The sequence below is a fragment of the uncultured Corynebacterium sp. genome (assembly GCF_946998835.1).
GTDB lineage: Bacteria > Actinomycetota > Actinomycetes > Mycobacteriales > Mycobacteriaceae > Corynebacterium.
The window spans coordinates 1-26,213 of sequence record NZ_CAMQAZ010000020.1 but is presented as its reverse complement, the minus strand read 5'-3'; the positions used below and the strand labels follow the sequence as shown (position 1 = coordinate 26,213).

Here is a 26,213-nt window from a genome sequence, read left to right as displayed (position 1 = left end):
CCCATGCCGGAATGGGAACCGGTGCGCAACATGGTCAACGAGGCAGCCATGTGGTGGGAGGGCGACGTCTCTCAACTGTCGTCGAAGTACCACGGCAAGTACAAGCCGTCGCAGTACTCCGGTGGGGTTAAGGGGGCAGTGTCGCGCTGGTTCTGGGGTAACCCTGACCAGAAGCAGGACCGGCGTGTGCATATGCCGTTGGCTGCTGACATTACAGCCACGTCGGCAACCCTGTTGTTTGACCGGCCACCACGGTTCACCCACCCCGACGGGCAGGTGCAGGACCATCTGGACGAGCTGGTCAACCCCGACGAATTCCCCGCACAACTACTGGTTGCTGCTGAATCGTGTGCAGCACTCGGTGGTGTCGGCTGGCGTGTCATGTGGGACGCTGACATTGCTGACCACCCGTGGATTGACTGGGTAGACGCAGACGCATGCTGGCCCATATTCGCCTACGGCAAACTCCAAGCCGTCACGTTCATGGAAGAACTCAAACCCCACAACAACCACACCTACCGACTATTCACCGAGCACACGGCAGGCCGTATCAACTACCGGCTTATGCAGGGCAAACCCGGCAACGTTGGCCGTATCGTACCCCTTACCGACCATCCGCTCACCGTGGGGCTTGCCAAGCACGTGGACCAGGACTCCGGCCAAGACACGGGCATCCCAATCCTGACCGCGGGCTACATCCCGAACGCAAGACCTGTGGTTGGATTCCGTAAGCATGGCCAGCTACGCCACATCGGCAGGCCTGACCTGACCGCGGACTTGTACCCAATGTTCGACGCGTTGGATGAAGTGTGGACGGAGATCCGCGCCGAGATTCGCCTTAGCCGTAAGAAGATCATCGTCCCGGACTGGATGCTCGAATCCCACGGCCTAGGCGGCGGCCAATCATTCGACAACGACCGCGAAGTATTCTCCCCAGTACGCGGCAGGCCCGACGGTAATCAAGTTGTGGAAGTGTACGCACCCGCGCTGCGTATCAACGACATGTTGGACGCTGCCACCGCGTGGACGGACAAGATCATCCAGCGCGCCAACTACTCGCCCGCGTCGTTTGGTCTGGATACCGCCACCAGTGGTAACCCAACCGCCCGTGAGATTGAAGCGCGCTACGACGCATCAATGAAAACCTGGTCCGCGAAATCCGCATACTGGCGCGCCGGGCTGAAAGCAGCAGCCACCGCGCTCATGCTGCGTGACCGCTACATGCACGGTGGCACTATCGACATCGACGCGCCCCGCGTGGAGATGGAACGCCCAGTACAAGAAACCCCGCTTGACCGCGCACAAACCATCCAAGCATTGGATGCTGCACGTTCTGCATCGGTGGAAACCAAGGTGGCTATGCAGTGGCCAGAATGGGACGCTGACATGCAAGCCCAGGAAGTCGAACGCATCAAGACCGAGCAGGCAGGCACATACGACCCGCAATTGCTTGCCAGCATGGACGAACCACTCGACCTGTAGGCTAAACCACTATGTACAACCCGGACGTGCTTAAAAGTGTCGGTGGCTCGATCACTGACACCTATGAGCGTGCCGAGCTGTATCTGATCAGGGTGATTCGTGACGCGCTGATCAAAACAGGTGAGGAACCACACTGGGCCATGGGGCAGTTACTGGCGATCCGTCAAGAGCGCTACAAAGTAGACGGTCTGGTAGCAGAACTACAAAAGCGTTCCCCAGAGCTGTGGTCACAAACCGTGGACGAAGCGTACGTGCGTGGCGTGATACAAGCCGAGCGTGAACTTGGCCAGCTTGCCGCCACTGGTTTCTTCCAGGCCGCGCCGGGCGAAACCGTCATCAACAACATGGCTGTTCAAGCTATCGCCGCTGAATCCGTCACCGCCATGACGGCCATGCACCGCCAAATCCTTAGGCGCACCGAGGATATTTGGCGTGCCATTGTCTCCGAAGCCACCGGCTACACCGTCACAGGTGCTATGACCCCATACCAGGCAGCACAGCGTGCTTTTACCCGCATGGCACGCGAGGGCATGGGGTTCTTTGTTGACAGCGCCGGACGCAAGTGGGGACTGGACACCTATGCGGAAATGGCGACCCGTACCGCCACGACCAGGGCGTTAATCGCGGGCCATACGGAAACAATGGTGCAGCGCGGGGTAGACCTCGTTGTAGTATCCGCGCACCCAAACCCGGCACCCGTGTGTGCCCCCTATGAGCGGAAAGTCCTTAGCCTGTCTGGGAAGTATTCGGCGGGTACGCATCGTGTGGGTGATGCAATCGTGCCGGTGGCGGCCACCTTGGACGAAGCCGTGGAAAACGGGTTACTCCACCCGAACTGTAGGCATAGATTTAGCGCCTACGTTCCCGGTTACACCGACCTGACCCCACCGGAACACGACGACGACCACACAGGCTACGAAGCCACCCAGAAACAGCGCTATTTGGAACGCCAAATCCGCGCCAGCAAACGTATGGAAGCCGCCGCCATTGATGATGACACGCTCACCAAAGCCAAGCAGCGTAAACGCAACTACCAAGCCCAGCTGCGTGACCATGTTGAAAAGCACAACCTGCCACGCCGCCGCCACCGCGAACAACTCAAAACCCCAGGTGGGCGCGTGTCCGTCGACTACACCCCACCGAAACGCGACGCAGACGTGATCGATCTGCGCCGCGAATAGGCGTTGGTTACTCGTCCCAGAAGTGCTCCATCGGAGTAACCCATATCGCTAGCACTGATTCCGCGGCACCAATCATGTCGCTAAAATGGCAACGATCTGCCTGATTATTGGACTGGTGGTAACGAAGCCGCAGCTGGTCAATATAGCGGGCCGTTTCATCGCTTCGGATACGTTCTTCCTGCGCAGGTGTGATCGTGAACGTCATGCCACTTCCTCCGGGAACAGTTGGATAATTTGCGTATCGAAGCATGGCTCCGGGCCGTAGAGGGTCTGCTCCACGCGGTAGTCGTCAAGGTTGACTAAGACACCCATTCCAATTCCTCCATCTCAATAGGCTCTCGTGCAATGCGGTCAAGCAGCCCGAGGATCGCGGCGGCACCATCAGGGGTGATTTTTAGGGTGTGCATCACCTCGCCGTTGAATTTCGGTACGTCGTGGTGGAGTACGCGGCGGAAGTGTGGTTTGTGGTTGTAGTGCTCGCTATATCGGTTGCGGGTACGCCAGCCTTTCTGTTTGTCGTAGGTTTGGGTGCTTTCGCGGTAGATCCACTTGCGGTCAATGAGGAGTTGACGCAGGTTGCGCTCACCGATTCCGAAGCTGCTGGCGACGGTGCGGAATGAGAGTAGATCGTCATCTTTGATGAACTGGTCGTGGTACTCGACTTTGGGTGCGTCAAGTGCGATTTGCTCGCGTTGTGCTTCGACAGTGTCTACGGCGTTGGCGAGTTCGCGTAGTGCGCTCGCGTAGTCCTGGGGGAGCTGGTGGGCGGGTGCGGTGTCGGCGGCGCGCAGCTGCTTCTCGGCTTCGATGAAGTATTGGCGGGCTTGCTTGCCGCGCTCGGTGCGCTGGATCATGCACAGCTCTTTCGCCATATCCAGGGAAACGATGTGATTTACAGCCGGACGACCACCGAGAGGGTTTCGGTCAAAAATGACCGTATAGTCTTTGTCCTGCTCAAAGCCGTATTCGATCATGCGCGGGAACCAGTGGCGGTATTCGGTGCTGACTTCCAGGAACTCGTGGAGGTCGCGGCCCATCACGGCATAGTTGTCACCGTCACGCTCGATGGGGATGAGGCCAGTTGCGCCGGTATCGGGCAGCATGGGAAACTGTTCCATGATTCAACTCCAATCAGTTGAGTCCACGCCACGGGGTGTTGGTAGCACCGCCGTAGCCAAAATGATTAAGGGCACCGGGTGTAGTGGCCCGGTGCCCTTTACTTTAAACCATGTCTGCGATATTTCGCAACAATTAGTATTTACCAGCCTTAATAGCGCTAACGGTTGACTCCGATAGTCCGGTTGCTTCTGCAATTTCTCGGCCAGTAACCGTACTGGTGGTAGCCGCCCGGAACGCGACTTGCCGTCGCAGGCGGGCCTCTTCGACGGCTATGACAAATTCTTCATGCGCTCGCACGGCATCTGCGAGTAGCTGGTCGTGTGTTTTCTCCATGTATCTAATGTTGCTCCATGTTGCACATTGGTGCAACATTACGAGTTCATGCAGGTGCCGACATGTTCGCCGTTCACCGACGCGCTATAAAAGCGGACAGCACCTAGACGCTGCTCAACGTCAGCGGGAACCGTGAACCCATACGTATGAAACGACGACGACAACGCGAGCGGAATTTCCTCCTGGTCAGAACCCTCGGAAACCACGGCGCGGTGAATGCCAGACGACGGCTCAGACACCCAAAAACTGCCATTCTCGAACTGGATGAAGAAGTCGTACGAGTTATACGTACTCGCTTGCGGCGCGAAGTAGAAAGTGGTCTCGCCATCTACCTTTGCAACCCGCGTGAGGGCGACATCATGCTCCGACGTACGAACAACGCGAGAATCACAGGCAAGCGCATTGCTGGGCGGCAGATCGTTCTCAACCGCGGTGTCAAACTCGGGAGCAACCTGGCTGGGAAAATCGCCAGAAGACTGGGCCGACGGAGCTGTGTCAGCATCCGAGCACCCAGCAAGGGCGACGAGGGGAACGAAAACGAGGGGGAGTAGGCGCTTTGTCATACCTGTGACCTTACTGGACAACGCACCAAATCACTGACAGTGCCGGGGTACACCAACCCCGATCAAGGAGCACATCAGTGTCTGACGAAGTCCAGGCGACCGCCAACGACACCAACCCCATCACCGCCCCAGGCGAAAAGGCAGTCCAGCTATCACAGGAAGCTGCCACAGCCGCCGAAACCGCTGCACAGACGGCACCATCCCCGGCGAACATGCCCGCTACCAACAAGCAGGCAGACCCAGAACCGGAAACCGTCGACAGTCTGCCCACCTGGGCACAAGACCTCGTGCGTGGCCTGCGTGATGAAAACGCCAAGCACCGTAACAAGGCCAAGACCGCTGCCGAAGAAGCAGCCCAGCGTGAAAAGGAACTCGCCACTCAGGCACGCGACCAGCTTGTCAACGACCTGGCTAAGGCATTGGGTATCGGTGGGGAAGAGGAACAAGACCCGCAAGCACTTTTGGAAGCAGCGAACCAGAAGAGCAGTGAGCAGCAAAAGCGCATCGATGAACTCGTTGCCCAGGTTAACGACTACAAGCGCGAAGCAGCTATCGACGCAGCTATCGGCAACCGCAACGTCAACAAGCGCCTGCTCACAGCAGTGCTGAAGTTGGACAACGCATTCACCGGCGTAGACGTAACAGACGACAACTTCGCAGACCAGGTGTCCGAAGCCGTCACCCGAGCCATCGACGAAAACCCCGAACTAGTCCAGGCGACACCAGGGAAGTCCGGCATCGACCCGACCAACACCAAAACCGAGCGACCCATCACCCGCGATGACCTCGCCACCATGTCCCCCGAGGAAATCAACCAGGCATCACGCGACGGGCTGCTCGACCACCTACTCAAAGGTTAAGGAGACCAACAAGTGTCTGTAGCAAGCTTCATCCCCGAACTGTGGAACGCGGCCATCCTTGAGCCGTACCAGAAGAACCTCATCTTCGGCCAGGACGGCATCGCATCCACGTCCTACTACGGCGACATCACCGATGTGGGTGACACCGTCACTATCAACACCCTCAACGATTTGACCATTCGCGACTACGTCAAGGGTCAGGACATCGAGATCGAGAACCTGGAGACCACTCCGACCAAGATCAAGATTGACCAGGGTAAGTACTTCGCGTTCGGTGTTGACGACGTTGACAAGGTACAGGCTGCAGGTGAGCTGCAGGGCGTGGCTACCAAGCGCGCTGGTATCCAGCTGCGCGACCGGGCTGACCAGTACCTGTCCAAGGTGCTCGCCGAGGGTGCGCACCAGGACAACAAGGTCGACAAGATGAACATCATCAAGGCCGACCCACACCGTGTGACCGAGGGACTGACCGCCTACGACGCACTCGTTGAGCTGTCCGAGCGTCTGGACGATCAGTCCGTGCCGACCGAGGGCCGCTGGGTTGTCATTGGTGGTAAGACCCGTTCGGCACTGTTGAACGACCCGCGCTTTGTCAACGTAGACAAGGCCGGCACCTCCGAGGGCCTGCGCAACGGTGTGATCGGTCGTGTGATCGGCTTCGACGTGATGGTGTCCAACAACATCCAGAAGAAGGGCGGCACCGGTAAGACCCCGGTCACCGAGACGCTGGTGGCTGGTGTGCCGGACGCGTTCGCGTTCGCGTCCCAGATTTTGGAGACCGAAGCGATGCGTGACCAGAACCAGTTCCGCGACATTGTGCGTGGCCTGCATGTTTTTGGTGCGTCGGTTGTGCGCCCGGAGGGTATCGCCACGGTTGATGTGACCGTTGGTGCTGCTGGCGCTGCCGCTGGTGCTGCTGCTGCCTAACCAGTGAGCCGGAGAGGGAAGCCAGGGACTTGTGTGGTTCCTGGCTTTTCGCCTATCTACAAGGGAGGAATCAATGAACCTTTTTGCGACTGCCGAGGACTACGCGCAGTACGCCCAGGCGGACGTTCCGGAAAACATCGACCGGTTGCTGCGTATCGCGTCAGCCTGGGTGCAGGACACCGTCAAGCGTGCTCGCTTTGCGGTGGACAAGGACGGTGCGCCGACGGATCCGCACATTGTGGATGCGCTGCGTGACGCAACGTGTGAACAGGTATTGGTATGGCAGGAAAACGACGTGCAGCCGGGTAAGAACCCGGAGCGTGGCGCGGTGACCTCAACCAGTATCGGGGACGCGTCGATTTCGTATGAGACGGCAAGTGTGGTGCGTGACCGTGAGCTTGTCGCGTCAGCTGTCGCACCAACCGCACTGACGATTCTGGACGCTGCTGGACTGTGGGAGGGCCACCCATGGGTGCGGTAGATGATCTGGCTAAAGAGTGGTTTACGCAGGACGTGGTGTTCCACCAGGGGGCGGGTGCGTCACCTTATGGTCCCGGTGCTGGTGATGATTTGCCGGTGAAATGTCACGTGCGCCAGTCGGTGCGGCGTGTGGATTCCCCACAGGGTGAGCAGACCACCACGGAAACAATTGTCTACGCACCCCTGGCGGTGATGGCAGGCCGCGGGGACACACTCACCCTGCCGGAGCCGTTCGAGCCGGGGCCGTGGCAGATCATCGCTAAGAGCGTGCATCACGGGGCCGAGCTGAACCTCCCGAACCACCAGAAATTCGTGTGTGACGTGCCCACCACCGCACCAGGTGACCCTTACACAGGGGAGGTAGGCCCGTATGGCCAAGCTTGACTGGAAAGGCCACCAAATACTGACCAACCTGGATGACGCAATCCTTTCAGCGGTAGAAGCAGGCGGCGAAATCCTCGGCGACGAAGCCGTATCCCGCACCCCGAAAGAAACCGGCACCCTACAAGGCTCCATGCAGGTCACTACCGACGGTAAAGCCACCTCCGCTGTCTCATTCGACACCCCATATGCGGCACGTCAGCACGAAGAAATCGGCTGGAACCACCCAGGTGGTGGGGAAGCAAAATACCTCGAAAACGCCATGAGCGCAGCCGCCAGCCGTATCCAAGAAGCCATCGCTAAAGAGATCGGAAAAGCACTCAAATGACCCGCACCAGCAAACCCCCAGTGTTTCCTGACCTGCTGCCTGACCTGGCTAACCACCTCGCAGGCCAAAAGATCGGCCAGTTCAACCTGCGCGGCATCTACAAAACGTTCACCCCACCAGCCATCTACTTCGGTGTCATCCCGGACGAAGCGGGCTACGCCATCGCCATCAACCAGTACGACATGATCACCGATTTTGGGCGCACCACATCCACCCCAGCGATCAAAATCCAGTTCCGGGCACGTGGTGACCGACACCCACACTCCCCCGGAAAAATCCTCGACCGCATTTACCAAGAGCTGCACGACCGCCAGCATTTCGACCTGGACAACGCCACCACAATCCTACGTTGCATTCGTCACCTCCGAGGACCGGAGGAACAGGACACACAAGGCCGCTGGACGCGAGCCGACTCCTACACCCTCACACTCAATCCTCAAGGAGAGTAACCAGAAATGGCAGTAGCACAAGCACCAACCTCCCACGACCTTGCATCCACCCTCGCCCGCGACTGGGGTGTCCAGGTCAAGAACGACAAGGGCGAGTGGGTATTCGTCCGCGGCCTGTCCAAGTTCGCGCCCAAGACCACCCCGACGATGAAAGATGATTCTGACATCGACTCGCGTGGCTACAAGTCCCAGATCGCAACCGCTCTGCAGATGACGTTCGAGGGCGAGGGTTTCCGCAAGGGCACCCTCGACGGCGAGACGTTCAAGCAGGACGAGGGCCAGGCAATCCTGCGTGAAGTTGGCCGCAAGATGGGCCTGCGTAACGTCATCCAGGCGCGCTGCTGGCGCACCGACGGCGTTGACGAGGGCTACGAGTCCTACTTCTCTGTGGAGTGGGCTGATACTGACGGCGGTAACGAGGACCTGGACCAGTTCAGCTTTACGATGATGTCGCGTGGTGAGCCTGCGCGCATTAAGCCGGTGACGGACCCTAAGGGTGATTCCGTTAAGACTGGTGGCGACAATGGCTTCACCAACGCGGGTGGTTCGGTGGTATCCACCGGCTAGACCCTGGTTCGGACAATTGGCGGGCGGTGCCACCCTACGTGGTGACATCGTCCGTTTTGTCTACATAGGGAGTGCTTATGCGCGAGTTGCGCGACTTCTACAACCCAAACATGACCGCCAGCATTAACGGCACCGAATACGAGGTGCCAGCACCATCAGCACGCGAGGGACTACGCCTACACGCCCTGTTCGCTGACCCGGAAAAGGCCGCCAATGCTAAAGAGCTGGACGAAATCCACCACCTGTTTGGTGGCACCGGCTATGAGGAATCGTTGCCGGTTGGTGGCCTGTGGGACACCCTGTGGGATGACGGGGTGACCTGGGGTGAAGCAATGCACCTGGGTATGACGGCACTGGTGTACTACGGCATTGGTGAAAAAGCAGCGATCAGTTATTGGGAGTCGGCGGGAAAAGGATTAACCGCCGACCCGGTGAGGGCAACGGCGGAAACGGAGCCGACGGGGCCGACACCAGCGAACATGCCGAAGAAACGGAAGCGCTCCTAGATGGTTACTGGGGGCCGTATGACCCACGTCCTGGCGCGTATGGGCCAGATGACCCAGGTGGTGGTGACTACGACCCGGAGACGGGTCTGCGTTTGTGGTACAACCAGACACCCCCGTCGCAAGCAGAACCTGAAACGGGGAAGTTGCGGTGGGCTGACATCCTCACCAACTGGCCTGACCTATCCCTTGACCTGCACGACCTGTACGGCATTGACACCGAAACCGACGTGCTAGACGCACGCACCTGGCCCTGGCTAGAAGCCCGCATCCTCGACATCATCGACCGGCCAACACGGCTACGCCGAGCACTCGAACTGCCCGACAACCTCACCACCTAAAGGAGCACCACTGTGGCACTAAACCTGGGCGAACTCTACGCCAAAATCACCGTCAAAGACGATGGGGTCAACGCAACCCTTAACCGTGTGAAAGATGGCCTCGATGATGTGAAAACCTCTGCCGACAAGGTGGAGAAAATCACCATCAAAACCAACGCGGACACTAAGGACGCGGAGCGAGCGAAACGTGCCACAGAAGACTTGGGGAAAGCGTCGGAACGTACGTCACGCCAGGCGAAACAGATCAAGTTCCCTAAGGATTTCGCGCCTGATGCGGAACGGGCTAAAAAGTCGGTGGAAAACGTGGGTGACAGTATCGCCGGTGCTGCTGCGAAGTTCACGAAGTTCACCGCTGCTGCTGCTGGTACGGCTGTTATCGGCACGATTGGTGGCAGCCTGTATAAGGGTTTCCAGCGTTTGGATTCGATTGATCAGGCGAGCGCGAAACTCGAAGCGTTGGGCAATTCTGGTGCGGATGTGCGCGACATTATGGATAACGCGCTCGCGTCGGTTAAGGGCACGGCGTTTGGTTTGGGTGAAGCCGCCACCGTATCCGCGCAAATGGTGGCATCCGGTGTCAAGCCTGGCCAGGAGCTGGAATCCGTGTTGGGGACGGTGGCTGATACTGCTGCTATTGCTGGTTCCTCTATGGAGGATATGGGGCTTATTTTCGGATCCGTGGCAGCGAGGGGGAAGCTGCAGGGTGATGACATGATGCAGATGCTGGGTCGTGGTATCCCGGTGTTGCAGATCCTTGCCGAGCAGCTGGGTGTGACCAGTGCCGAAGTGTCGGAGATGGTGTCCGAGGGTGAGATTGATTTTCAGACGTTCGCTGACGCGATGGAGGGCTACGTCGGTGGCGGCGCGAAACGTATGGGCGATACGGTCTCTGGTGCGTTGAAGAACCTGGGGGCCGCGTTTGGGCGTATGGGTGCTGAAGCCACTAAGGGTGTGTTTGCAGAAGCCCCCGCGGTTATTGGTGAACTCACCGGCCAGGTGGACCAGCTCGGCAGTGTGGTCGGCCCGATGGCACAAGAATGGTCAGCAAGGCTCACCCCAGTATTGAGTGATGCTGCCACGTCTGTCATCCCAATGACAACAGCGGCGCTGGGCATGCTGTCCGACGGTCTGGAACTGTCCCTACCCTTGTTGCAGGGGCTGACTAAGGCGATCAGTGCGGTGCCGACACCTATTTTGGCGGCTGGGTTGATCACGCTGACGGCTAAGCATCAGGGGTGGACAAAATCGTTGGAGACCGGCAGCGACGCGCTGCGTAACTGGACTCGTTTCGCCAGGTCTGCTGACGGTGCTGGCGGGAAGATGGCGGCAGCGTTCCGCTCCGCATCCACCCCAATGATGGTGCTGGGCCGTGAAACCCGAACGTCTGCCCAGGAACTCACCGGCATGGCGCGTGTGGCTGGTACCGCGCAGGGTAGTGTTCAGCAGCTTGGCGGTGTGGCCGCGGGTGTGGCTAGCGGCGCCATGAGCGGGTTCAAGACGGGTGTCAGCGGCATCATCAGCATGCTTGGCGGGCCGTGGGGTGTGGCAATCATGGGGGCGACCGCACTATTGGGGCATTTGGCGAGCGAGCACATGAAAGCCAAGCAAGCCGAGCAAGAGCACGAGCAGGCCCAGGTCGCGTTGAAGCAATCCCTGGACGAAACCACGGGTGCGATCACCGCGCAGACCAGCGAGCTGCAGGCTAAGACCGCGCAAGAAAACGGCTGGCTGGATACAGCGCGTGAAATCGGGTTGGCGCAGTCGGACATTACCGACGCGATGAACGGTAATAGTGACGCGATCAGCAAGGTGGAAGCCGCCACCAACGTCGCGACCCGCTCTGCAATTGAATCATCTAACGCGTGGCAAAAGCACGGCCAAGCATTCACCGACGCAGGTATCAGCGTGGATTTGCTGGCCCAGGCGATCAACGGCAATGTAGATGCGGCGAGGGAAGTGTCCCAAGCGATGGACGCGGTGCCGAGTGAGCGTCTGCGCAGCAAATACACCAACCTGCAGGCCGAGGTAGACGACACCACTGACAAGTTCCACGAGCTGCGCACTGGTATCACTGGCGCTGCCGAGGATATGGAAAAGGTGCAGGCGGAGCACTTCACCGACCGGATGAACGCTGCTGCTGGTGTTATTGATGACACGCGCCAGGCGTTTGCTCTGCTGGGGGAGAGTATTACGAGTGTGCCGGACGATAAGACCATTGTGGTGGACTCCATGGCACCAGAGGTGCGCGAGCAGGTTCGCGAGCTGAAAGGTGAAATCCAAGACCTGCCGGACGGGACAGTGCAAGTCACGTTCCCGGAGGGCGTGAACATTATGGCCATGCTCGACGAAATCGGAGCTACGGCTAAGGCAGGTGTAGATGGGCGTGTTGACCTGTCCGATAACACCGACGAAGTCAAGCAGCGTCTACTCGACCTTGGTTTGGCTGCCGAAGTGGACGGCAAGCTCATGCTCACCGACAACCTGTCGGAAGTCATGGCCCAGCACATGGAACTCGAAGCCGTCGTGGAAGACGACCTCACTGGTGAGCTGGTTGTCAACGACAACATCGCCATGGTCAAGCAATGGCTCACCGACCTCGGACAAGAAGTAACCAACATTCCCGCCGGTGAAGTGCGCATCGCCGACGACACCCCCGAAGTCCGCGCACACCTACACAACCTCGGCATCGAAGTTGCTGATCTGCCGGACGGTCACGTCGCAATCACTGACACCACCCCAGAAAACCTCGCAAAACTCGCCGAACTCGGCATCACCACCGAGAACCTGCCGCCTGGGCACGTCGCGATTACCGACACGTCGGACGAGAACATCAAGCGTCTCAACGACCTCGGCATCAAAACCACGACGCTGCCAGATGGGCGTGTCATCATCGCGGATAACGCCGCTGAAACCGCCGCGAACATCAAAAGCGTGCTCGCCCCAGAAAAAATCAACACGTTCTCTGACCACGTCGTCAACATCACCCGCCGTATCACGGATATTTTCACCCGTAGCGACGCAAACGGTGGCATCTACGATGGGGCACAGCGCGCTGTCGCATTCGCTGACGGTGGCACCACACGCGCCCTCAACCAGGCAATGGCAGGACCACGCAAGGAACCCGCGCACGTCGCCACCATCACCCCACCAGGCACGTACCGTGTACACGGCGAATCCGAAACCGGCGGCGAAGCCTACATCCCGCTCGCATCGTCCAAACGTGACCGCTCAACCCGCATCCTCAACGAGGTCGCAACCGCATTCGGCTACAACCTGGTGACTAATGAGGGTCACGCCGTCGCACTGGCTGATGGGGCCATCCTGCCTGGGGTAGCGGTCACCCAGAAGCTCAAGTACATGGACGGCACACCCTACGTGTTCGGTGGCTGGTCGCCAGCTGGTGTGGACTGCTCCGGCGCGGTCTCCCTCGGTGTGAACACCGCGTTGGGTGCGGAGGATCCGTTTAAAGCTGGGCGCACCGCAACCGCGGGTATGGCAGCCTGGCTGACCGAGCGGAACTTTAGACGCGGACGCGGCACCATCGGCGATATTCGCATCGGCTTCCTCAACGGCGGCCCAGGTGGTGGACATGCTGCCATGCAGATGGATGACGGCACGTACATTGAATCCGGCGGCAATACTGGTGGCGGGTTCACCATTGGCGGTAAGGCTGGCCCGTTGGAGGGCCGCGGCTTCACCGACTTCTACTACCTACCCGGTGCTACCCCGCTTGATGGAGAAACAGGCCTGGACTATTTCAACAAGCTTGGTGGCAGGTCACGGTCTGGCACGTCGCGTGAAATCAACGGTGGGGCAGGCCCATTGATTCGTGACGGGTCCGTCCTGGAACTGGCTGCCGCACTGTACTCCCTGCACACTGGCACCCCCATGGATGATGACGTGGTGTCGTGGGGCCAGGCTGTCGGCCTGTACTCGGAAGCCGTGGAAAAAGACGGCAAAAAGACCGGTAAACAGCTGGCGAAAAGCATTGCTGACAAGACGGAGAAGCTCGAAAAACTCCGCAAGGATTTGCCGGACGCGGAGGAAGATTTACGTATCGCCACAATGAAGCGTGACGAGCTTGACAGCAAGAAGAAACCTGCTCCGTCGCAGGTGGCTGCTGCTGATCAACGCGTGAGCAAGGCGGAGCGCAAGGTTGAGGAAATGCAGCAAGAGATTGCTGACCTTGAGCGTGAGCTTGGCCGCCAGCGCGACGACACGGATACCTCTGACGGATTGAAGATCACCGCCATGGCTGATGGTGGCATCCTGGGCAATGCGCGCTCCGCGTCGATCAACGAGGGGTCCGCTGTGCTGTGGGCAGAAGATGGGCCGGAAGCCTACATTCCACTGTCCAGCAATAAGCGTGCGCAATCCCTGGAAATCTGGGCGGAAACCGGTAAGCGGTTGGGTGTGGATGTCATGAGCATGCTCAACATGGTTGGTGCGGCACTGCCGGGACTCATGCAAGGCCAGCTGAACCTCTCCACCGGGGCCAGCACCTCAATGCACGCCCTCGGTGTCAACGAGGATGCAGCATCCTATCGGGCTAAGCGCGGCGCACACGACGCGGTACAAAACGCCGTCGGTGCCGTATTCAACGGGCCAGTGCAAATCAACGACCCGAAGAACTACCTGCAGGGCCAACTGGACAGCGCAGGCAAGCAGCTAGGAAATGCCATGAGGAGCGTGATGCTGAAATGAGCCTGATTCGCACAGATACCACGTGGCGTAGGCGTGATGACTACCAGCGCAAGGACTTCCTACGGTTCTTCCTGATCGGCGCTGACCACAAAACCCGCTGGGCGTTCGGCGCACCAGACTCGCCCGTACGACTCGCCCAAGTCCCCACAGGGCTACAGGGGGCCGAGTTTGAGCATGACTACCAGGACTTCGTCGGCATGGATGGTGGCCTGTACCGGGGTACGACGGATAAGCGGGGCCGTATCACGATGAAGCTGTGGGTGGCTGACCCCCGCTCGTCGGCGTGGGCACGCAGGCAGCACACCCTGTGGCGCGAGAGCTTGGGCCGCGGCAAACAGCCAGCACGCCTGTACGTGGTGTCTAAAGAGTCCGGCTACTGGTGGATTGATGTACGCCCCGAAACCATCGCAGAGGTGGACTACATGGCCGAAGCTGATGTGCCCGGCGCGGCAGGTGAGATCGGTGAGATTGTCACGTTCACCACGGACCGGTCGTTTTGGACCAGGTTTGATGAAGTGCGTGAATTCACCCCGAAAACTGGGTACACGGCTGAAATCCGCAACCTGGGAGACCAGGAAGCGTGGCTGCGCTGGACGATCACCGGTGAGCATTCCGGGGTGGAGATCGGTGTTGATGATGACACGCAGTTCATGCCGGATCCGAAAGACATTCCCACGTTGCAGGCGTTTACTGACGCGGATTTTGAAAACACCCCGCTTTTAAAAAACGCACTCCACCTGGTGGGAGCAACCAGCGTCGAAGAACTCCTGCACAACCCGGAGGTTATCGACCAGCTTCGCAAGCAGACTGATGGTATCCCCGCGTTGAACTACCACGTGGGTGGCTATGTGATTGACACGGATGAAGCGTGGCCATCGTTGATGTCGCTTAGTGGGGAGGATTTGCAGCCGATTTTCCCCCGCAAGTTCTGGACCAAGCCGTTACCACCGCGGGATGTGTCGCGTGGCAGGGCGACGAAGCTGACTGTTACCCCGTATAACCCGGGGCCGGATTTCAAGGTGGAGGTTGCTTATACCCCTAGGACGGAGCAAGCATGGTAGAGCGTTTGGGGACGAACCCGCTGGATATTCGGGTGCATAGCAACGATTACACCCAGTCAGTCCCGTTGGGGCATTACATTTCGTGTCGTTTCTCGGAGGAGTTCGGGTTTAAGGCGGGCACTGGTGAGATCACGGTGGAAGCCGACCACCCGCTTGCATCGCGTCTTATGCAGGCGGATGTGGATGTGGTGCCGGTGACCGCGTCCTATAACGGGTGGCGGTGGACTGGTCGTGTGTCGTCGTATGTGGCTTCTGGCGCGCCGGGGCGTGAGACACTCACCTGCGAGCTGGTGAGTGATGAAGTGCAGTTGGCGCATGTGTTGGCGTTCGCGTCGCCGCGGTTGTCGTTGTCGCTGCAGGGCAAGCGTGACTACGCCAAAGGCCCACTACTACAGGTGGTGCATCATTACTTGTCCCGCAATCTGGCTCGCGCTGACCTACCCGTGTATCTATTCATGCCACCGTCGAAACGCAACGACACATCGCCTGTGATTGACTGCTCGGCACGCATGACCTACATGGATGATCTGTTACGCGAACAACTCGACCAGCATGATTACAACCTGACAGCGCGCATGTGGTGGCCAGGTGAACCATTCCCCCTGGGCAAAATGGTGCCGTTTAACATTGCTGGCGAAAACCCCCTGGGCAAGGTGCTTAACACGCTCAATCCAGACGGAGATGTCATCACACAAATACTGGGGGATATGACGGATAACCAGGTTCGTCTGCGTCGCTCCGAAGCCGATAACGCCATGGCTGAAAACATGCCAGGCTTGTATGAGCCGTCCACCCCTGGGTTGATGGTGTGGGTGGAGCCTGTGCGCAAGCGTGAGCATGTGCGATTCTCGACCGCGTCCGGTGAGATTGAAGCCGTCACCCTATCCGGTAAGGCTTCTGGCCCTGTGCGTGCTGTGGTGGGGGGTAAGTCCGATGACTGGGTCAATGAAGCGATTGGCCTGGGTATTGATTATGCGGTGCAGGGGATTACCACGGCGGTGTCTGGTGCCGCTGGTGCGGCGCTTGCTGGTGCGGGTATTGGCAGTGTCGCTGGTCCTGCTGGTGCTGCTGCTGGTGCGATTATCGGCGGGCTTGTGGGCATGTTCGCTAAAAACGCGACCGAGGACACGATTTTCGCGTTCACGGACCGTGTGGATGTGAACCGGCGCGCCGCCGAGGGACCATTCCACCTACGTGAATCATTCACCTCATCTTCGGCTGGCGTGTTCACCTACGACACGTCCGCGCTAGCCGAGCGTGCCCTCCTGGACGCACAAGGTGGTCAGACTATCGAATTCACCATGGTGGACGGGCGCTCCAAAATCCTCGGAGACGACGCAAAAGCCGATAATGGCAAGCCTGTCCATGGCTACAGGGTCGGAGATCGTGTGCAGCTACACGAGCACCTATCCGGCAGGAGCGTGACCGACATTGTCACGGGTGTGGAAGTCACCGACGAAGTCGGCAAACGCCTGCGTGTGACACCACGGGTGGGCAAGCAACGCAACGTGAGTAACCCGTTTATCGACATGGTGAACCGGATGGATAAAGCATTCGGCACGCTACGAGACATGGGGCTCGCCACCTAACTATCTCGGACAACGCCCACAGCGGGGGACTGTGACGGGCGTGGACGCGCAAACACTACGTGAAGTCATGGGCAGCACCCTGCCTGACGGGGGCTATGGCCGTCTGATTGACGGCTACAACAACGCCATGCGCGCAGCAGAAATCACAACTGTGGAGCGCGCTGCCATGTTCGCAGCACAGCTGGGGCATGAGTCCTACGGGCTGCGCTACATGGAGGAAATCGCCGACGGCTCTGCATACGAGGGCCGCCACGATTTGGGTAACACCCAGCCTGGTGACGGGAAGCGTTTTAAGGGCCGTGGGCCTATCCAACTCACCGGGCGGAACAACTATCGGGCGTTTACCCGGTGGGCGCAATCCAACGGCTACACCACCATCGACTTCGAGCGTGAGCCACACCGACTATCCGAACCCCACTGGGGATTCCTGGCCGCTGCCTACTATTGGACGGTGGCACGCCCCCAGATCAACACATGGTCCGACAAGCGCGACCTGGAGCGCGTCACCCGCGCCATCAACGGCGGACTCAACGGCCTAGATGATCGCCGCCTGCGCTACCAACGTGCCCTCACATACGGCCAGCGACTACTGCCCACCAAAGGACAACCCGTGAGCAAAAAGCAAAAGCAACTCGACTATCCCCGCGACCACGTCACCCAAGACAGCTACTACAACTGTGGACCCGCATCTGTACAGACCGTCATCCTGGCTGCCACCGGTGACACGGTGCCGGAATCCACACTTGGTAGCGCTCTGGGCACCACAAAGCGAGGAACCGACTACATCGGACAATTCCCCAAGGTGCTCAACCAGTACCTGCCGGACGGGAAGTACAAGCACCGCGACATTGCTAATGACCCGCCAACCAAATTCCAAAAAGAACAGCTCTGGCGCGACCTCACCGGCTCAATCGACGCGGGCTACGGGGTAGTCGCCAACATCGTTGCCCCGCCATCGAACTACCCACGCGCTGTGGCACCATCCACCGTCAATTTCAAATACGGCCCCGGCACGATCTACCACTACATCGCAGTCATGGGCTACTCCGATGACGACGGCACCCGCAAAGTCTGGATCGCCGACAGTGGTTTTTACCCCTACGGCGGATGGATTGCTTTTGACCAGCTCGCAACCCTGATTCCCCCTAAGGGCTACGCCTACGCCACCACTGAAAACACTGAACGAAAGGACGAAAACGTGACCACACGCGCACTACTCGGCGGCGAATCCGCTGGCGCACTGCATGAAGCCAAAGTCGCTGCCAAAAACACTGACGAAGCGACCCAACGCATTGAAAAGACCGTCACCCTCGTGGCTGACCAAATGCTCGGCTGGCCCAAAGACGAAGACGGCAATTACCTGATTGCGGGCTGGAATTTCGACACCGTTGTCGAAGCCGCTGAAACCAAGGTCAAGCAGGGCCAGGGCATCACCCTGGTGGAGCAGGTCGCGCTGCTGCAGAAGCAGAACCAGCACATGGCTGAATCCCTCCAAGGTGCCAATGATTCCATTGCGTATCTGATTGAAGCTTTGGAAGCGATGGTGAAGTAGCCATGGCTAGGCTGAAAAACTTTACTGCTATTGCGAACGCTGTCACCAAGGCACGTAACGCTGACCCCACCTGGCTGCGTTACAAGGGCAGCATCCTGATCATCCTGACAGGTGTGGTCGCGATTGTCGCGCAGCTCGCGGAATCACCCGACTGGCAAGGCACCAACACCGGCGTAATTCTCACGGGTGTGGCGACCGTGCTGACGTTTATGGCGAACCGGCTGACTAAGGACGGGATTACCCCGTCAATGGTGGGCCGTATCGCCGCCTACGCCCCGGACGACACCCCCATGAAGCCAGCGGATGGGAATGCTGTCGTGGCCAACACTGTGGATCCGGCTACGGATTATGCGGCGTATATGCGCAGTGTCACCCCTGGTGATGGGTGGCGGTAATCGTGCCACGTAATCTGACTGTGCGTAGGTGTGTCGGCTGGCTGATGCGTCGCCTACCGCGCCTACTCGCATTGGTGTGGGCAGCATGGTGCGTAGCCACCGCGGTTGCTTATGTGCATCACGTGCCGGAGCAGCTACAGGCCGTAGACGGGGCGTTTAAGGCACCCGTGTGGACCGTCTGGGCAGCCGCTGCCACCCTGCTCGTATTGGGGATGCTGGCACCCGCCACCTCGCATGCCAAGGTCAAGGATTTTTCCCGCTGGCTACGCATTACGGGCATGTCAATCGCCGCCGCCATGCTCACCATGTGGACCATCGCTTTTTTCATCGCGGAGCCACGCGGCTGGGTATCAGGCAAAAACTACGCCTTACTCGCACTCATGGCGCTTTTCACGACCTGGACCATCGCACGCGACGGGGCACCCCGTCACAGAGGTGAGCCGTGAGCACAGAAATCCTCACCGGCATCATCGCAGGAATCGTCGCCATCGTCGTTGCAGCAGTCGGCAAAAGCGGCAGCAAAGACGAACGCAACAACACCGCAACCGCCGCCTTGATTGACGGCCAGTCCGCACGCATCGACAAGCTCGAAACACGCCTAGACACCGTGGAGGACGATCTACAAGCAGCGCGCCGGGAGCTACATGCTATCCAGTCTCATGCCGGTGATTTGCGTGACGCGCTACGCGCCGCGCTGGCATGGATCGCCGAAGTGTTGGAGCACTTCAAAGCGCCGGAGCATATCGCCCCACCAGCCGCACCCAATGTGGAGCGGTGGCAGAAGCTGATTGATTCCCCACCGAGGGCACGCACCCCGCCGAACACCTAGCGGCCTAGTTTCAAATATTGTTTGAACGTACCTGCTAGGCTTACCCGTAGCTGCACTGCCCGCACCTATCAACGATGTGCCCCAGGGCAGCCCTACACTTTGACCCCCACCTTTGGCTATGCGCCAGGGTGGGGGTCTTTTTTCATGCCCACGTTCGGGCCTACCTGTGTCGCCAGATGTAGAAGTCGCCCGGTTCCAGGATTTCGCCCGGCTCAACTTCGCGGGACTCAACCGGCCACGAAATATCACCTCGCGGGCTTACCGCCGTGGGCTCGGCAACGTATCGTCCTCCGTTTTCGTCGTTGACGAGCTTCCAGCGAATCGGCGCATCATCCTTGGTGCCCCAGATGAACGAGCGCACGTCTAAGTTTTCCAGCGCTTCGTCATGCCCTGTGATTTCCACAGCGCGCCATACGATGCGGTGCTTGCGCCCGTACGGGTCTTTCAGGTCGGCGGCAATAACATCGTGCTTTTCGAGATTGATGGCGTGTCCTGCCCACACAGCGAGATCTTCCATGTCGGGCATGGCGTGGGTCATCTCCCCACGGGCGATGAGGTTGCCTTCCTCGTCGGATAGCTTCGCCTGCCAGTATGGGGTATCCGACAAGTTCTCATATTTGCTGACGGTGAGGGTGCCGATTTTCTTCCCGTCGTGGTTTACGTCCCACTGGGTGCCGTTGGCGAGGTGTGGGCCTTGGTTGGTGAGCTGGATCATTGTCTTTGTCCTTTCGGTGGGTGGTGGTGCGCCTGGTGGCGTGGTGCCCGGCGGGGGAGTCGAACCCCCGCTGCGACCGTCCGGGCTGCTGGGCTGGTTAGAGGGCGTGTGCTTCGACAACGGCCCAGAAGTCGGCGTCCTCGTCGAGGTAGAAGCCCTGGCCCTCGGTCTTGATCAGCTCGTCTGCGATTGCGTCGATGTCGTGCTGGTCGGCGTACTCGCCGAGCGGGGCGGTGATCTCGCGGGCGATGGCTTCGTTGCGGGTGCTGTAGGTGGTCATTTTCTTTGGCCTTTCGGTGTTGGTCTCTGCCTTACAACTATTAATATACCTAGCGCACTATACAGTGTCAAGCGTGCTAAACGTGCGGGGGTAGTGGGTGGGGGTAGTGTGGGTTATTCGTCACGAAACACCTGCACAGACGGCCTGTCATCGACCTCAACCCCCACAGCACCAGCAGTATGTGGAGCAATCCACACCGGCTTCCGCAGTTTCCGGCCCTTACCCCAGGCCTGTTGCCGCCAGTGACCGCGCACCCACCACCGCGAAGTCGCCTGACCACGCCGCGCACCACCAGCAGAATCACGCACCACTAGCGACTTCACAGACACACGCACCGGCACCCGCACCGTCTCACCACGCGGCCCAACCCCACGCTTACGCACCCGTACAGGCTCTGACTCCTCATCTGACACCACCCGCGGCTGCGTCATCAGCAAAAACATCGACCCAGCCACAGTCACGCACACCGCACCGGCCCGCTTGTATGGCCCCCGTGGCCCCTCCGTCGTCTCCGCAACCTCAATCCGCTGCGCCCCATCAAGCACATCATTGACCCCCACCGTGAGTGTTGTCGCGGACTCCAACACCAAATCGCTGCGCAACGGCGAGCGGTGCTCAACCGGAATATCGACCGCCGCAACCCAGCACGAAATCTCCAACCCCTCACCGACCTGCATCCACGACAATGCACGCACCGGCACCTCGAAGATCGAGTTATCCACCGCCGACTCATAGGGCACGGTGAAGAAAGGCTTCTCAAAACCGGCAAAGCCGACCGGGCCAGGAATGCATGCCGCTGGCGACCAATCCGGCACATCCTGACACACGGACTCAAGCATGTCGCACAAGTCGCTGTCGATCCACGACAACTGCGCCTGCGCGAGTGTGGTGGAGGCGCGCTCCATGCGTTGCGTGAACCCTGCCGCGTCAACGGTGGTCTGCGCTTGCCAAAAGTCTATGAGGTCATTGTACTTTGTGCGTGCCTTTTCAGTAAGAAATGGCAGGTCAAGCGGTGTCCAATTCATCGGACGCCCTCGCGGATCTGGTAGATACGGCTGCGGGTAAGGCCGGTGACGTTCATAACGTCTTTGATTCGTGCGCCTGCGTGGATCGCGGCGATGATTGCACGGTCGCGTTCTGCTGATTCTGTGAGGAGCGTGTCTTGCGCGTGCTCGACGCGCTTGGCGTGGTCTTCGAGGGTGGCGAGTTCGCGTTCTCCGAGGTCTCCGGCGCGTTGTGCTTGTCGGCACGCTTCGAGGATGAAGTCTGCGTCGGTGGGGGAGATGTCGTCCCGGTCGATCTCGCGGGACTCAAGCGCTTCAATCTGGGAGGTGTACGTTTCGGCGGTGTCGGCGGCTGCTTTGTCGTCGATGCCTAGTGCGCCTGCAACTTTTGCGGCGAGCTGGTCGATGGTGGTCATTGTGTGTCCTTTCTATCGTCTTTATTACCACAGTATGCAGCGCACTTTATGGTGTCAAGAACACTATCCATACTGGTGCAACTGTCAATCAATTCTTAACAGTTGCTCCCGCGCTGTCAGTGGATGCGTGCGTGCGGCCGGACAACCAGGCACGTCCACTACTCCTGCCATGAGACCCGACACAAAGGAGCACCATGGCAGACACCGTCCCCACCTACAAAGACCTCGAAACAAAACTGCTTCTACGCTGGGTAGACACCGAAGATGTCATGGCCACCCAGCGCGCCACCATCGAAGTCACACCCGAAGCCGCCTACCTCGAACTCCCACGCGGCCTACGCGGTGAAAAGGGCGAAAAGGGCGACCCTGGCCCAGGCTTCTGGTTCCGCAACCTCATTACCGACAAGCGCCAACTTCCCCAAAATCTGCGTGACGTTGACCGTGGTGCAGCATTCCCAGACACGAAGTCGAAGTCCCTATGGGTGTGGGACGGGTCGGATTATTTCGAGATCCCGAATTTCATTGGCCTGCGTGGCGAGCCTGGTGTGACCCCTAGGGTGCAGATCGGATCTGTGACCCCCGGCGGTGCAGCCAAGGTGTCCGTGAACCAGGCCGCATCCACGCCAGACACGTTTGTGCTTGATTTCGTGCTGCCACAAGGCCCAGTAGGCCCACAGGGCAAGCAGGGCGAGGTTGGTGAAGCTTCCAACCTGTCCAGTAGCCCCGATGTGGATTTAACGCGTCAGCCTGAAGTGGGGGAAGCGCTCACCTGGAACGGCCAAAAGTGGGCACCACGTAACGTCCTCGCACCAGTTGGCCCCTGGTCGCTGGGACCAAACGAATTCCGCTCGTTCGAGCAGAAGCTGATCGGGTCGGCGGATAAGAAAAACCACCTCATCGCGTCCTATACAGTGCCGGGCTTACCGTTTGATTGGCGACCCGTCGTACTCGGTGGCCACCTGCAATGGTGGTCTGATCTGGGCATCCAACTCAATGTTGATGTGCGTGTGGGTAACGCGCAAAAAGGCGACATTGTTGGCCATGGCGTGGGTGTGCGTAATGCTAGGCAGTTGCAGTACGTGAGCATTCATCCGTGGGCTACGGCGACCGCTACGCCTGGCTCTACCTATGGGGTGGTTAAGGCGAATACGGCGACCACGATTTATGTGGTTATTGAAAAAGTGTACGGGTCGGTGGGCGCGTGGGAATTCACCCGTCAAAACGCTGGCCTGACGTTCATGGCTATGCCGGTCAACCCGGCCTACACCTAAGCGGGGTGTGGCATGACAAAACCTGATTTCAGACCATCATCGGAGCTGCCGGACTTCCCCTCCGAGGTCGCTGAACAGCAACGCCTACCAGATCCGAAACCGGGGGAGATAAACCCCTACAACGGGCTAACGCGTGCCGACACGTTCGGGATTAGGCCGGATCTGTTTTTCGAGCTGGCAGAAACCATTCCCCAGGTGCCAACCGTCGAAAAGCTGATCAAGCAGGCACGTGAATCGTTGGCCCAGTCGGAAGCGTCTCTGCGTGAGTCGGATAAGGCCCGTGAAGAAGCACGTAAAGCCATCGAGGAATCAGGGGTCGCGCTTAAAGACGCGGCTGTTGCGCGCACGCAGTCACGTGCGGCGGTGGATAAATCTACGGCGGCTATTGCTGATTCTACTGTGGCGGTGGGTCAGGCGCGTGTGGCTATATCCCAGTCGGGTGATGCGTTGCAAGTGGCGCGTGATGCGTTGTCGGATGCTGGTCGTGCGCGTGCGCGGGCGGATGAAGCGCTCTCGCAGGCGGCGGGGCAGCGCACGCTTGTGGATTCTGCGTTGCAGGATTCTGCTCGTGCTTTGGCGAAGTCGGAGCAGTCTCTGTCTAGGTCGGCGCAGTCGTTGTCGGTGGCGGGGTCGGCTTTGGTGGAAGCGGAATCGGCGCGTGGTGATGCGTCGGCTGCGTTGGAGAAGTCTGGGTCGGCGTTGGCGAGGTCGGAGTCGTCGGTGGGTGTGGCTTCGGCGGCGAATCAGCGGGCTGCGTCGGCGGATTTGTCATCGGCTGCTGGCCGTCAGGTGGCTTTGGATGCGTTGACTAGGGCTTCTGCTGCGAATACGTCTGCGATTGTGGCGACGAATACGGCCCTTAAGGCGACGAATGATGCGGTGGAGGCGTTGCGTCGTGCGTCGGTGGCGCATGGTCGGGCTATTGCTGCGAATAGTCAGGCGTTGGTGGCTACGAATCAGGCTGTGGCTGCGAACAGCACGGCGATTAAGGCGACGAATCAGGCTGTGGCTGCGGTAACCGCGTCGTCGGCTGCGAACAGCACCGCTATTTCGGCGGTGTCGGAGTCGTCGGCAGCGAATAGTCGGGCGATTACGGCGACGAATACGGCGCAGGCTGCGACGAATACGGCTGTGTCGGCGAATAGCGCGGCCATTGCGTCTACGAATCGTGCTGTGACGGCGACGAATCAAGCTGTGTCTGCTGTGACGGTGGCGAATGACGCGAACAGTCGGGCGATTGCTGCGACGAACCGGTCGGTGGTGGCTGCGAATAGTTCTTCGGCTGCGACCCGTGACGCACTACGTGCCACGAACAGGGCCACCTATGCTTTGACGGAAGCGCTCGGTTTGGTCCACCTCACGAATCATGGCGCGTTTACGGCGTCGAAGCGGTACACGATTCCTGGCAGGTGGAATATCTTTGATTTTGATCTGGCGAAAGGCACCCCATCCGGCTGCAGACTGACAAGCATCACGACAAACGGCCAACGCTCCGGTGGCGGGGTGCAGTTCCTGGAAGCTGGCCAGTGGGAGGTCAACCTACGCCTGTATATCCCTGGCAAGCCAGCACTAGCCATTGGTGCAGGTGTGAGAGTGCGAATCAATCACTTGCGCTCCGGCACACTTGTTGGCGAAGCGATGCTTGAAGGTGGTGATGACGGCTGGTCGTGGACCGCGAATATGCATGCAGTGTTCGACGTAGAAGCGAACGATTACATCTATGTTGAGACGTGGGCACGGCAAGGACGCGGCTCTTCGCCATTATCCCAATCAGAAATCGGTGACGAATACACCGAGCTGTCCGTACGCCAGTTGTCGCGTGTTGGACAACCGGATATTCCGACAGACTACCTGCAACTGTAGGAGGTAGACCGGAATGCATTTCACCACCGTCAAACGCGCCGTCAAAGCCGTACACGCAGACGGGCCAGACAAAGACCGCACACCAGAAGTAGAACAAGTACACGGCGAAGTCACGTTCACCCCGATGCTGGGTGAGGGGGATAGTGTCCAGGTGGAGACAGGCGAGGGCATGGTGACCGTGGTGCCCGTCCCCGTCACTGCCAGGATTAGTGACGGTGTGGTCATGCACCGTGGCGCGCCGGGTGTGCAGTTGTTTGCTGGCGGGCCAGGGGCCAACCCAGAATTGATTAGGTGGCGGGCTGATTTTAAGCATTTGCAGTCCGCTGGTGTGCCCGTGAAACTCCGTCCAGTCGTATTCGATGCGGTGCCTGATGGTGAAGTCGATCTGACATTGGTTGCACCTCTTGTTGGTGTGGTGGAGCCGATTATTCGCGGCCCACAGGGCGAACAAGGCCCACAGGGTGAGCAGGGACCGCAAGGTGAGCGTGGCCCGGCTGGTCGTGATGGTGTGGACGGCAAACCAGGCCCACAGGGTGAGCAGGGACCGCAAGGTGAGCGTGGCCCGGCTGGTCGTGATGGTGTGGACGGCAAACCAGGCCCACAGGGTGAGCAGGGACCGCAAGGTGACAAAGGCGAACCCGGAACCACCACTTGGGGCGGAATCACCGACAAACCGGACCTCGCCACCAAAACCGAGTTGGACACACTGGCAACACAAATCCGCACCGCCGATATAGACCCACGAGTCACCCGAAAACTCAACTACCTACTCAACGCCTTGAACAGCCTTGGAGATAAGCACTTCGAGTGGCCCAAAAAACCCGTCGAAAAACCCGCCCCACAAGCCATGGGTGACTACACGAGCATGGAACCGTGGTGGGAGAAGATGGAAAACCACTACGGATTTAAACGTGCCGATATTGTGACGTTGGATGATTTGCCGTTCGAGATTGACTTTGATGGCCTCACCGACATGGGCGGCATGTTCTCTGGGTGTTCGTCGCTGACGCACGTGCCGGA

The 26,213-nt window shown here is 59.3% G+C and carries 28 protein-coding genes and 1 pseudogene; 21 read left to right on the top strand and 8 right to left on the bottom strand.

Features of this window, described 5'->3' with window-relative positions; genetic code table 11:
* Positions 1-3: 3 nt before the first annotated feature.
* Together Q0U90_RS07900 and Q0U90_RS07895 are read left to right on the top strand one after the other, a co-directional pair.
* On the top strand, positions 4-1,482 hold the full coding sequence (locus Q0U90_RS07900; protein WP_297453272.1) for a phage portal protein: 1,479 nt from the start codon (positions 4-6) through the stop codon (positions 1,480-1,482).
* A gap of 11 nt (positions 1,483-1,493) precedes the next feature.
* The gene (locus Q0U90_RS07895; RefSeq protein WP_297453270.1) at positions 1,494-2,663 is read left to right on the top strand and encodes a phage minor capsid protein; all 1,170 of its coding nucleotides are present in this window, start codon (positions 1,494-1,496) and stop codon (positions 2,661-2,663) included.
* A 7-nt stretch (positions 2,664-2,670) separates the two neighbouring features.
* Here Q0U90_RS07895 and Q0U90_RS07890 read toward each other — a convergent pair whose 3' ends face one another.
* From Q0U90_RS07890 to Q0U90_RS07875, 4 genes are all read right to left on the bottom strand, one after another.
* Positions 2,671-2,868, bottom strand: a complete 198-nt coding sequence (locus tag Q0U90_RS07890) for a hypothetical protein (protein WP_297453268.1) — start codon at positions 2,866-2,868, stop codon at positions 2,671-2,673.
* 94 nt (positions 2,869-2,962) lie between these two features.
* A complete protein-coding gene (locus Q0U90_RS07885; protein WP_297453266.1) occupies positions 2,963-3,781 on the bottom strand; it encodes an antA/AntB antirepressor family protein in 819 nt (272 codons plus the stop codon).
* A 133-nt stretch (positions 3,782-3,914) separates the two neighbouring features.
* On the bottom strand, positions 3,915-4,115 hold the full coding sequence (locus Q0U90_RS07880) for a hypothetical protein (RefSeq protein ID WP_297453264.1): 201 nt from the start codon (positions 4,113-4,115) through the stop codon (positions 3,915-3,917).
* Positions 4,116-4,153: 38 nt separating this feature from the next.
* On the bottom strand, positions 4,154-4,678 hold the full coding sequence (locus Q0U90_RS07875) for a hypothetical protein (protein ID WP_297453262.1): 525 nt from the start codon (positions 4,676-4,678) through the stop codon (positions 4,154-4,156).
* Between the two features lie 77 nt (positions 4,679-4,755).
* Between Q0U90_RS07875 and Q0U90_RS07870 the strand changes: the two genes are divergently transcribed.
* From Q0U90_RS07870 to Q0U90_RS07795, 16 genes are all read left to right on the top strand, one after another.
* Positions 4,756-5,538 (top strand): hypothetical protein, encoded by a 783-nt coding sequence (locus Q0U90_RS07870; RefSeq protein ID WP_297453260.1) that lies wholly within the window; start codon positions 4,756-4,758, stop codon positions 5,536-5,538.
* A gap of 12 nt (positions 5,539-5,550) precedes the next feature.
* Positions 5,551-6,465, top strand: coding sequence for a phage capsid protein (locus Q0U90_RS07865; protein WP_297453258.1), 915 nt, complete (start codon positions 5,551-5,553; stop codon positions 6,463-6,465).
* A gap of 73 nt (positions 6,466-6,538) precedes the next feature.
* Complete coding sequence (locus Q0U90_RS07860; protein ID WP_297453256.1) at positions 6,539-6,946, top strand: hypothetical protein; 408 nt, start codon at positions 6,539-6,541, stop codon at positions 6,944-6,946.
* Positions 6,934-7,329, top strand: coding sequence for a hypothetical protein (locus Q0U90_RS07855; protein ID WP_297453255.1), 396 nt, complete (start codon positions 6,934-6,936; stop codon positions 7,327-7,329). The genes Q0U90_RS07860 and Q0U90_RS07855 overlap by 13 nt, the downstream gene beginning before the upstream one ends.
* Positions 7,316-7,654, top strand: coding sequence for an HK97 gp10 family phage protein (locus tag Q0U90_RS07850; protein ID WP_297453253.1), 339 nt, complete (start codon positions 7,316-7,318; stop codon positions 7,652-7,654). Before Q0U90_RS07855 ends, Q0U90_RS07850 begins: the two co-directional genes overlap by 14 nt.
* Positions 7,651-8,103, top strand: coding sequence for a minor capsid protein (locus Q0U90_RS07845; RefSeq protein ID WP_297453251.1), 453 nt, complete (start codon positions 7,651-7,653; stop codon positions 8,101-8,103). The genes Q0U90_RS07850 and Q0U90_RS07845 overlap by 4 nt, the downstream gene beginning before the upstream one ends.
* 6 nt (positions 8,104-8,109) lie before the next feature.
* Positions 8,110-8,670 carry a hypothetical protein gene (locus tag Q0U90_RS07840; RefSeq protein ID WP_297453249.1) on the top strand — a complete coding sequence of 187 codons (561 nt, stop codon included), beginning with the start codon at positions 8,110-8,112 and terminating at the stop codon, positions 8,668-8,670.
* Between the two features lie 77 nt (positions 8,671-8,747).
* Positions 8,748-9,176, top strand: a complete 429-nt coding sequence (locus Q0U90_RS07835) for a hypothetical protein (protein ID WP_297453247.1) — start codon at positions 8,748-8,750, stop codon at positions 9,174-9,176.
* Positions 9,177-9,319: 143 nt separating this feature from the next.
* Complete coding sequence (locus Q0U90_RS07830) at positions 9,320-9,514, top strand: hypothetical protein (RefSeq protein WP_297453245.1); 195 nt, start codon at positions 9,320-9,322, stop codon at positions 9,512-9,514.
* A gap of 12 nt (positions 9,515-9,526) precedes the next feature.
* Positions 9,527-14,218, top strand: a complete 4,692-nt coding sequence (locus Q0U90_RS07825) for a tape measure protein (RefSeq protein ID WP_297453242.1) — start codon at positions 9,527-9,529, stop codon at positions 14,216-14,218.
* Positions 14,215-15,279, top strand: a complete 1,065-nt coding sequence (locus Q0U90_RS07820; RefSeq protein WP_297453240.1) for a hypothetical protein — start codon at positions 14,215-14,217, stop codon at positions 15,277-15,279. Before Q0U90_RS07825 ends, Q0U90_RS07820 begins: the two co-directional genes overlap by 4 nt.
* On the top strand, positions 15,273-16,868 hold the full coding sequence (locus Q0U90_RS07815) for a hypothetical protein (RefSeq protein WP_297453238.1): 1,596 nt from the start codon (positions 15,273-15,275) through the stop codon (positions 16,866-16,868). The genes Q0U90_RS07820 and Q0U90_RS07815 overlap by 7 nt, the downstream gene beginning before the upstream one ends.
* A 40-nt stretch (positions 16,869-16,908) precedes the next feature.
* Positions 16,909-18,420 carry a C39 family peptidase gene (locus tag Q0U90_RS07810; RefSeq protein ID WP_297453236.1) on the top strand — a complete coding sequence of 504 codons (1,512 nt, stop codon included), beginning with the start codon at positions 16,909-16,911 and terminating at the stop codon, positions 18,418-18,420.
* 2 nt (positions 18,421-18,422) lie between these two features.
* Positions 18,423-18,815, top strand: coding sequence for a hypothetical protein (locus tag Q0U90_RS07805; protein ID WP_297453234.1), 393 nt, complete (start codon positions 18,423-18,425; stop codon positions 18,813-18,815).
* A 2-nt stretch (positions 18,816-18,817) separates the two neighbouring features.
* Positions 18,818-19,261, top strand: coding sequence for a hypothetical protein (locus Q0U90_RS07800; protein ID WP_297453233.1), 444 nt, complete (start codon positions 18,818-18,820; stop codon positions 19,259-19,261).
* Positions 19,258-19,644: a hypothetical protein gene (locus Q0U90_RS07795; RefSeq protein WP_297453231.1), complete on the top strand. Its 387-nt coding sequence runs from the start codon at positions 19,258-19,260 to the stop codon at positions 19,642-19,644. Before Q0U90_RS07800 ends, Q0U90_RS07795 begins: the two co-directional genes overlap by 4 nt.
* A 160-nt stretch (positions 19,645-19,804) precedes the next feature.
* Here Q0U90_RS07795 and Q0U90_RS07790 read toward each other — a convergent pair whose 3' ends face one another.
* The 4 genes from Q0U90_RS07790 to Q0U90_RS07775 all read right to left on the bottom strand — a co-directional run bounded on the left by Q0U90_RS07790 (position 19,805) and on the right by Q0U90_RS07775 (position 22,059).
* On the bottom strand, positions 19,805-20,359 hold the full coding sequence (locus Q0U90_RS07790) for a hypothetical protein (RefSeq protein WP_297453229.1): 555 nt from the start codon (positions 20,357-20,359) through the stop codon (positions 19,805-19,807).
* Between the two features lie 97 nt (positions 20,360-20,456).
* Positions 20,457-20,639: a hypothetical protein gene (locus tag Q0U90_RS07785; protein WP_297453227.1), complete on the bottom strand. Its 183-nt coding sequence runs from the start codon at positions 20,637-20,639 to the stop codon at positions 20,457-20,459.
* Positions 20,640-20,752: 113 nt separating this feature from the next.
* A complete protein-coding gene (locus Q0U90_RS07780) occupies positions 20,753-21,664 on the bottom strand; it encodes a hypothetical protein (RefSeq protein ID WP_297453225.1) in 912 nt (303 codons plus the stop codon).
* Complete coding sequence (locus Q0U90_RS07775) at positions 21,661-22,059, bottom strand: hypothetical protein (RefSeq protein ID WP_297453223.1); 399 nt, start codon at positions 22,057-22,059, stop codon at positions 21,661-21,663. The genes Q0U90_RS07780 and Q0U90_RS07775 overlap by 4 nt, the downstream gene beginning before the upstream one ends.
* A gap of 194 nt (positions 22,060-22,253) precedes the next feature.
* On the opposite strand from Q0U90_RS07775, the gene Q0U90_RS07770 reads away from it, so the two are divergent.
* The 3 genes and pseudogenes from Q0U90_RS07770 to Q0U90_RS07760 all read left to right on the top strand — a co-directional run.
* Positions 22,254-23,330 (top strand): phage tail protein, encoded by a 1,077-nt coding sequence (locus tag Q0U90_RS07770; protein WP_297453221.1) that lies wholly within the window; start codon positions 22,254-22,256, stop codon positions 23,328-23,330.
* A 12-nt stretch (positions 23,331-23,342) separates the two neighbouring features.
* Positions 23,343-25,193, top strand: a complete 1,851-nt coding sequence (locus Q0U90_RS07765; protein WP_297453220.1) for a hypothetical protein — start codon at positions 23,343-23,345, stop codon at positions 25,191-25,193.
* Between the two features lie 13 nt (positions 25,194-25,206).
* Positions 25,207-26,213, top strand: a pseudogene (locus Q0U90_RS07760) (hypothetical protein); the annotation flags it as partial.

Bases quoted from the DNA above. Each gene is read 5' to 3' on its own strand.
- Q0U90_RS07900 (WP_297453272.1), top strand. From the start codon at position 4: ATGCCGGAATGGGAACCGGTGCGCAACATGGTCAACGAGGCAGCCATG.
- Q0U90_RS07895 (WP_297453270.1), top strand. From the start codon at position 1,494: ATGTACAACCCGGACGTGCTTAAAAGTGTCGGTGGCTCGATCACTGAC.
- Q0U90_RS07890 (WP_297453268.1), bottom strand. From the start codon at position 2,868: ATGACGTTCACGATCACACCTGCGCAGGAAGAACGTATCCGAAGCGAT.
- Q0U90_RS07885 (WP_297453266.1), bottom strand. From the start codon at position 3,781: ATGGAACAGTTTCCCATGCTGCCCGATACCGGCGCAACTGGCCTCATC.
- Q0U90_RS07880 (WP_297453264.1), bottom strand. From the start codon at position 4,115: ATGGAGAAAACACACGACCAGCTACTCGCAGATGCCGTGCGAGCGCAT.
- Q0U90_RS07875 (WP_297453262.1), bottom strand. From the start codon at position 4,678: ATGACAAAGCGCCTACTCCCCCTCGTTTTCGTTCCCCTCGTCGCCCTT.
- Q0U90_RS07860 (WP_297453256.1), top strand. From the start codon at position 6,539: ATGAACCTTTTTGCGACTGCCGAGGACTACGCGCAGTACGCCCAGGCG.
- Q0U90_RS07855 (WP_297453255.1), top strand. From the start codon at position 6,934: ATGGGTGCGGTAGATGATCTGGCTAAAGAGTGGTTTACGCAGGACGTG.
- Q0U90_RS07850 (WP_297453253.1), top strand. From the start codon at position 7,316: ATGGCCAAGCTTGACTGGAAAGGCCACCAAATACTGACCAACCTGGAT.
- Q0U90_RS07845 (WP_297453251.1), top strand. From the start codon at position 7,651: ATGACCCGCACCAGCAAACCCCCAGTGTTTCCTGACCTGCTGCCTGAC.
- Q0U90_RS07840 (WP_297453249.1), top strand. From the start codon at position 8,110: ATGGCAGTAGCACAAGCACCAACCTCCCACGACCTTGCATCCACCCTC.
- Q0U90_RS07835 (WP_297453247.1), top strand. From the start codon at position 8,748: ATGCGCGAGTTGCGCGACTTCTACAACCCAAACATGACCGCCAGCATT.
- Q0U90_RS07820 (WP_297453240.1), top strand. From the start codon at position 14,215: ATGAGCCTGATTCGCACAGATACCACGTGGCGTAGGCGTGATGACTAC.
- Q0U90_RS07815 (WP_297453238.1), top strand. From the start codon at position 15,273: ATGGTAGAGCGTTTGGGGACGAACCCGCTGGATATTCGGGTGCATAGC.
- Q0U90_RS07805 (WP_297453234.1), top strand. From the start codon at position 18,423: ATGGCTAGGCTGAAAAACTTTACTGCTATTGCGAACGCTGTCACCAAG.
- Q0U90_RS07790 (WP_297453229.1), bottom strand. From the start codon at position 20,359: ATGATCCAGCTCACCAACCAAGGCCCACACCTCGCCAACGGCACCCAG.
- Q0U90_RS07785 (WP_297453227.1), bottom strand. From the start codon at position 20,639: ATGACCACCTACAGCACCCGCAACGAAGCCATCGCCCGCGAGATCACC.
- Q0U90_RS07780 (WP_297453225.1), bottom strand. From the start codon at position 21,664: ATGAATTGGACACCGCTTGACCTGCCATTTCTTACTGAAAAGGCACGC.
- Q0U90_RS07775 (WP_297453223.1), bottom strand. From the start codon at position 22,059: ATGACCACCATCGACCAGCTCGCCGCAAAAGTTGCAGGCGCACTAGGC.
- Q0U90_RS07770 (WP_297453221.1), top strand. From the start codon at position 22,254: ATGGCAGACACCGTCCCCACCTACAAAGACCTCGAAACAAAACTGCTT.
- Q0U90_RS07765 (WP_297453220.1), top strand. From the start codon at position 23,343: ATGACAAAACCTGATTTCAGACCATCATCGGAGCTGCCGGACTTCCCC.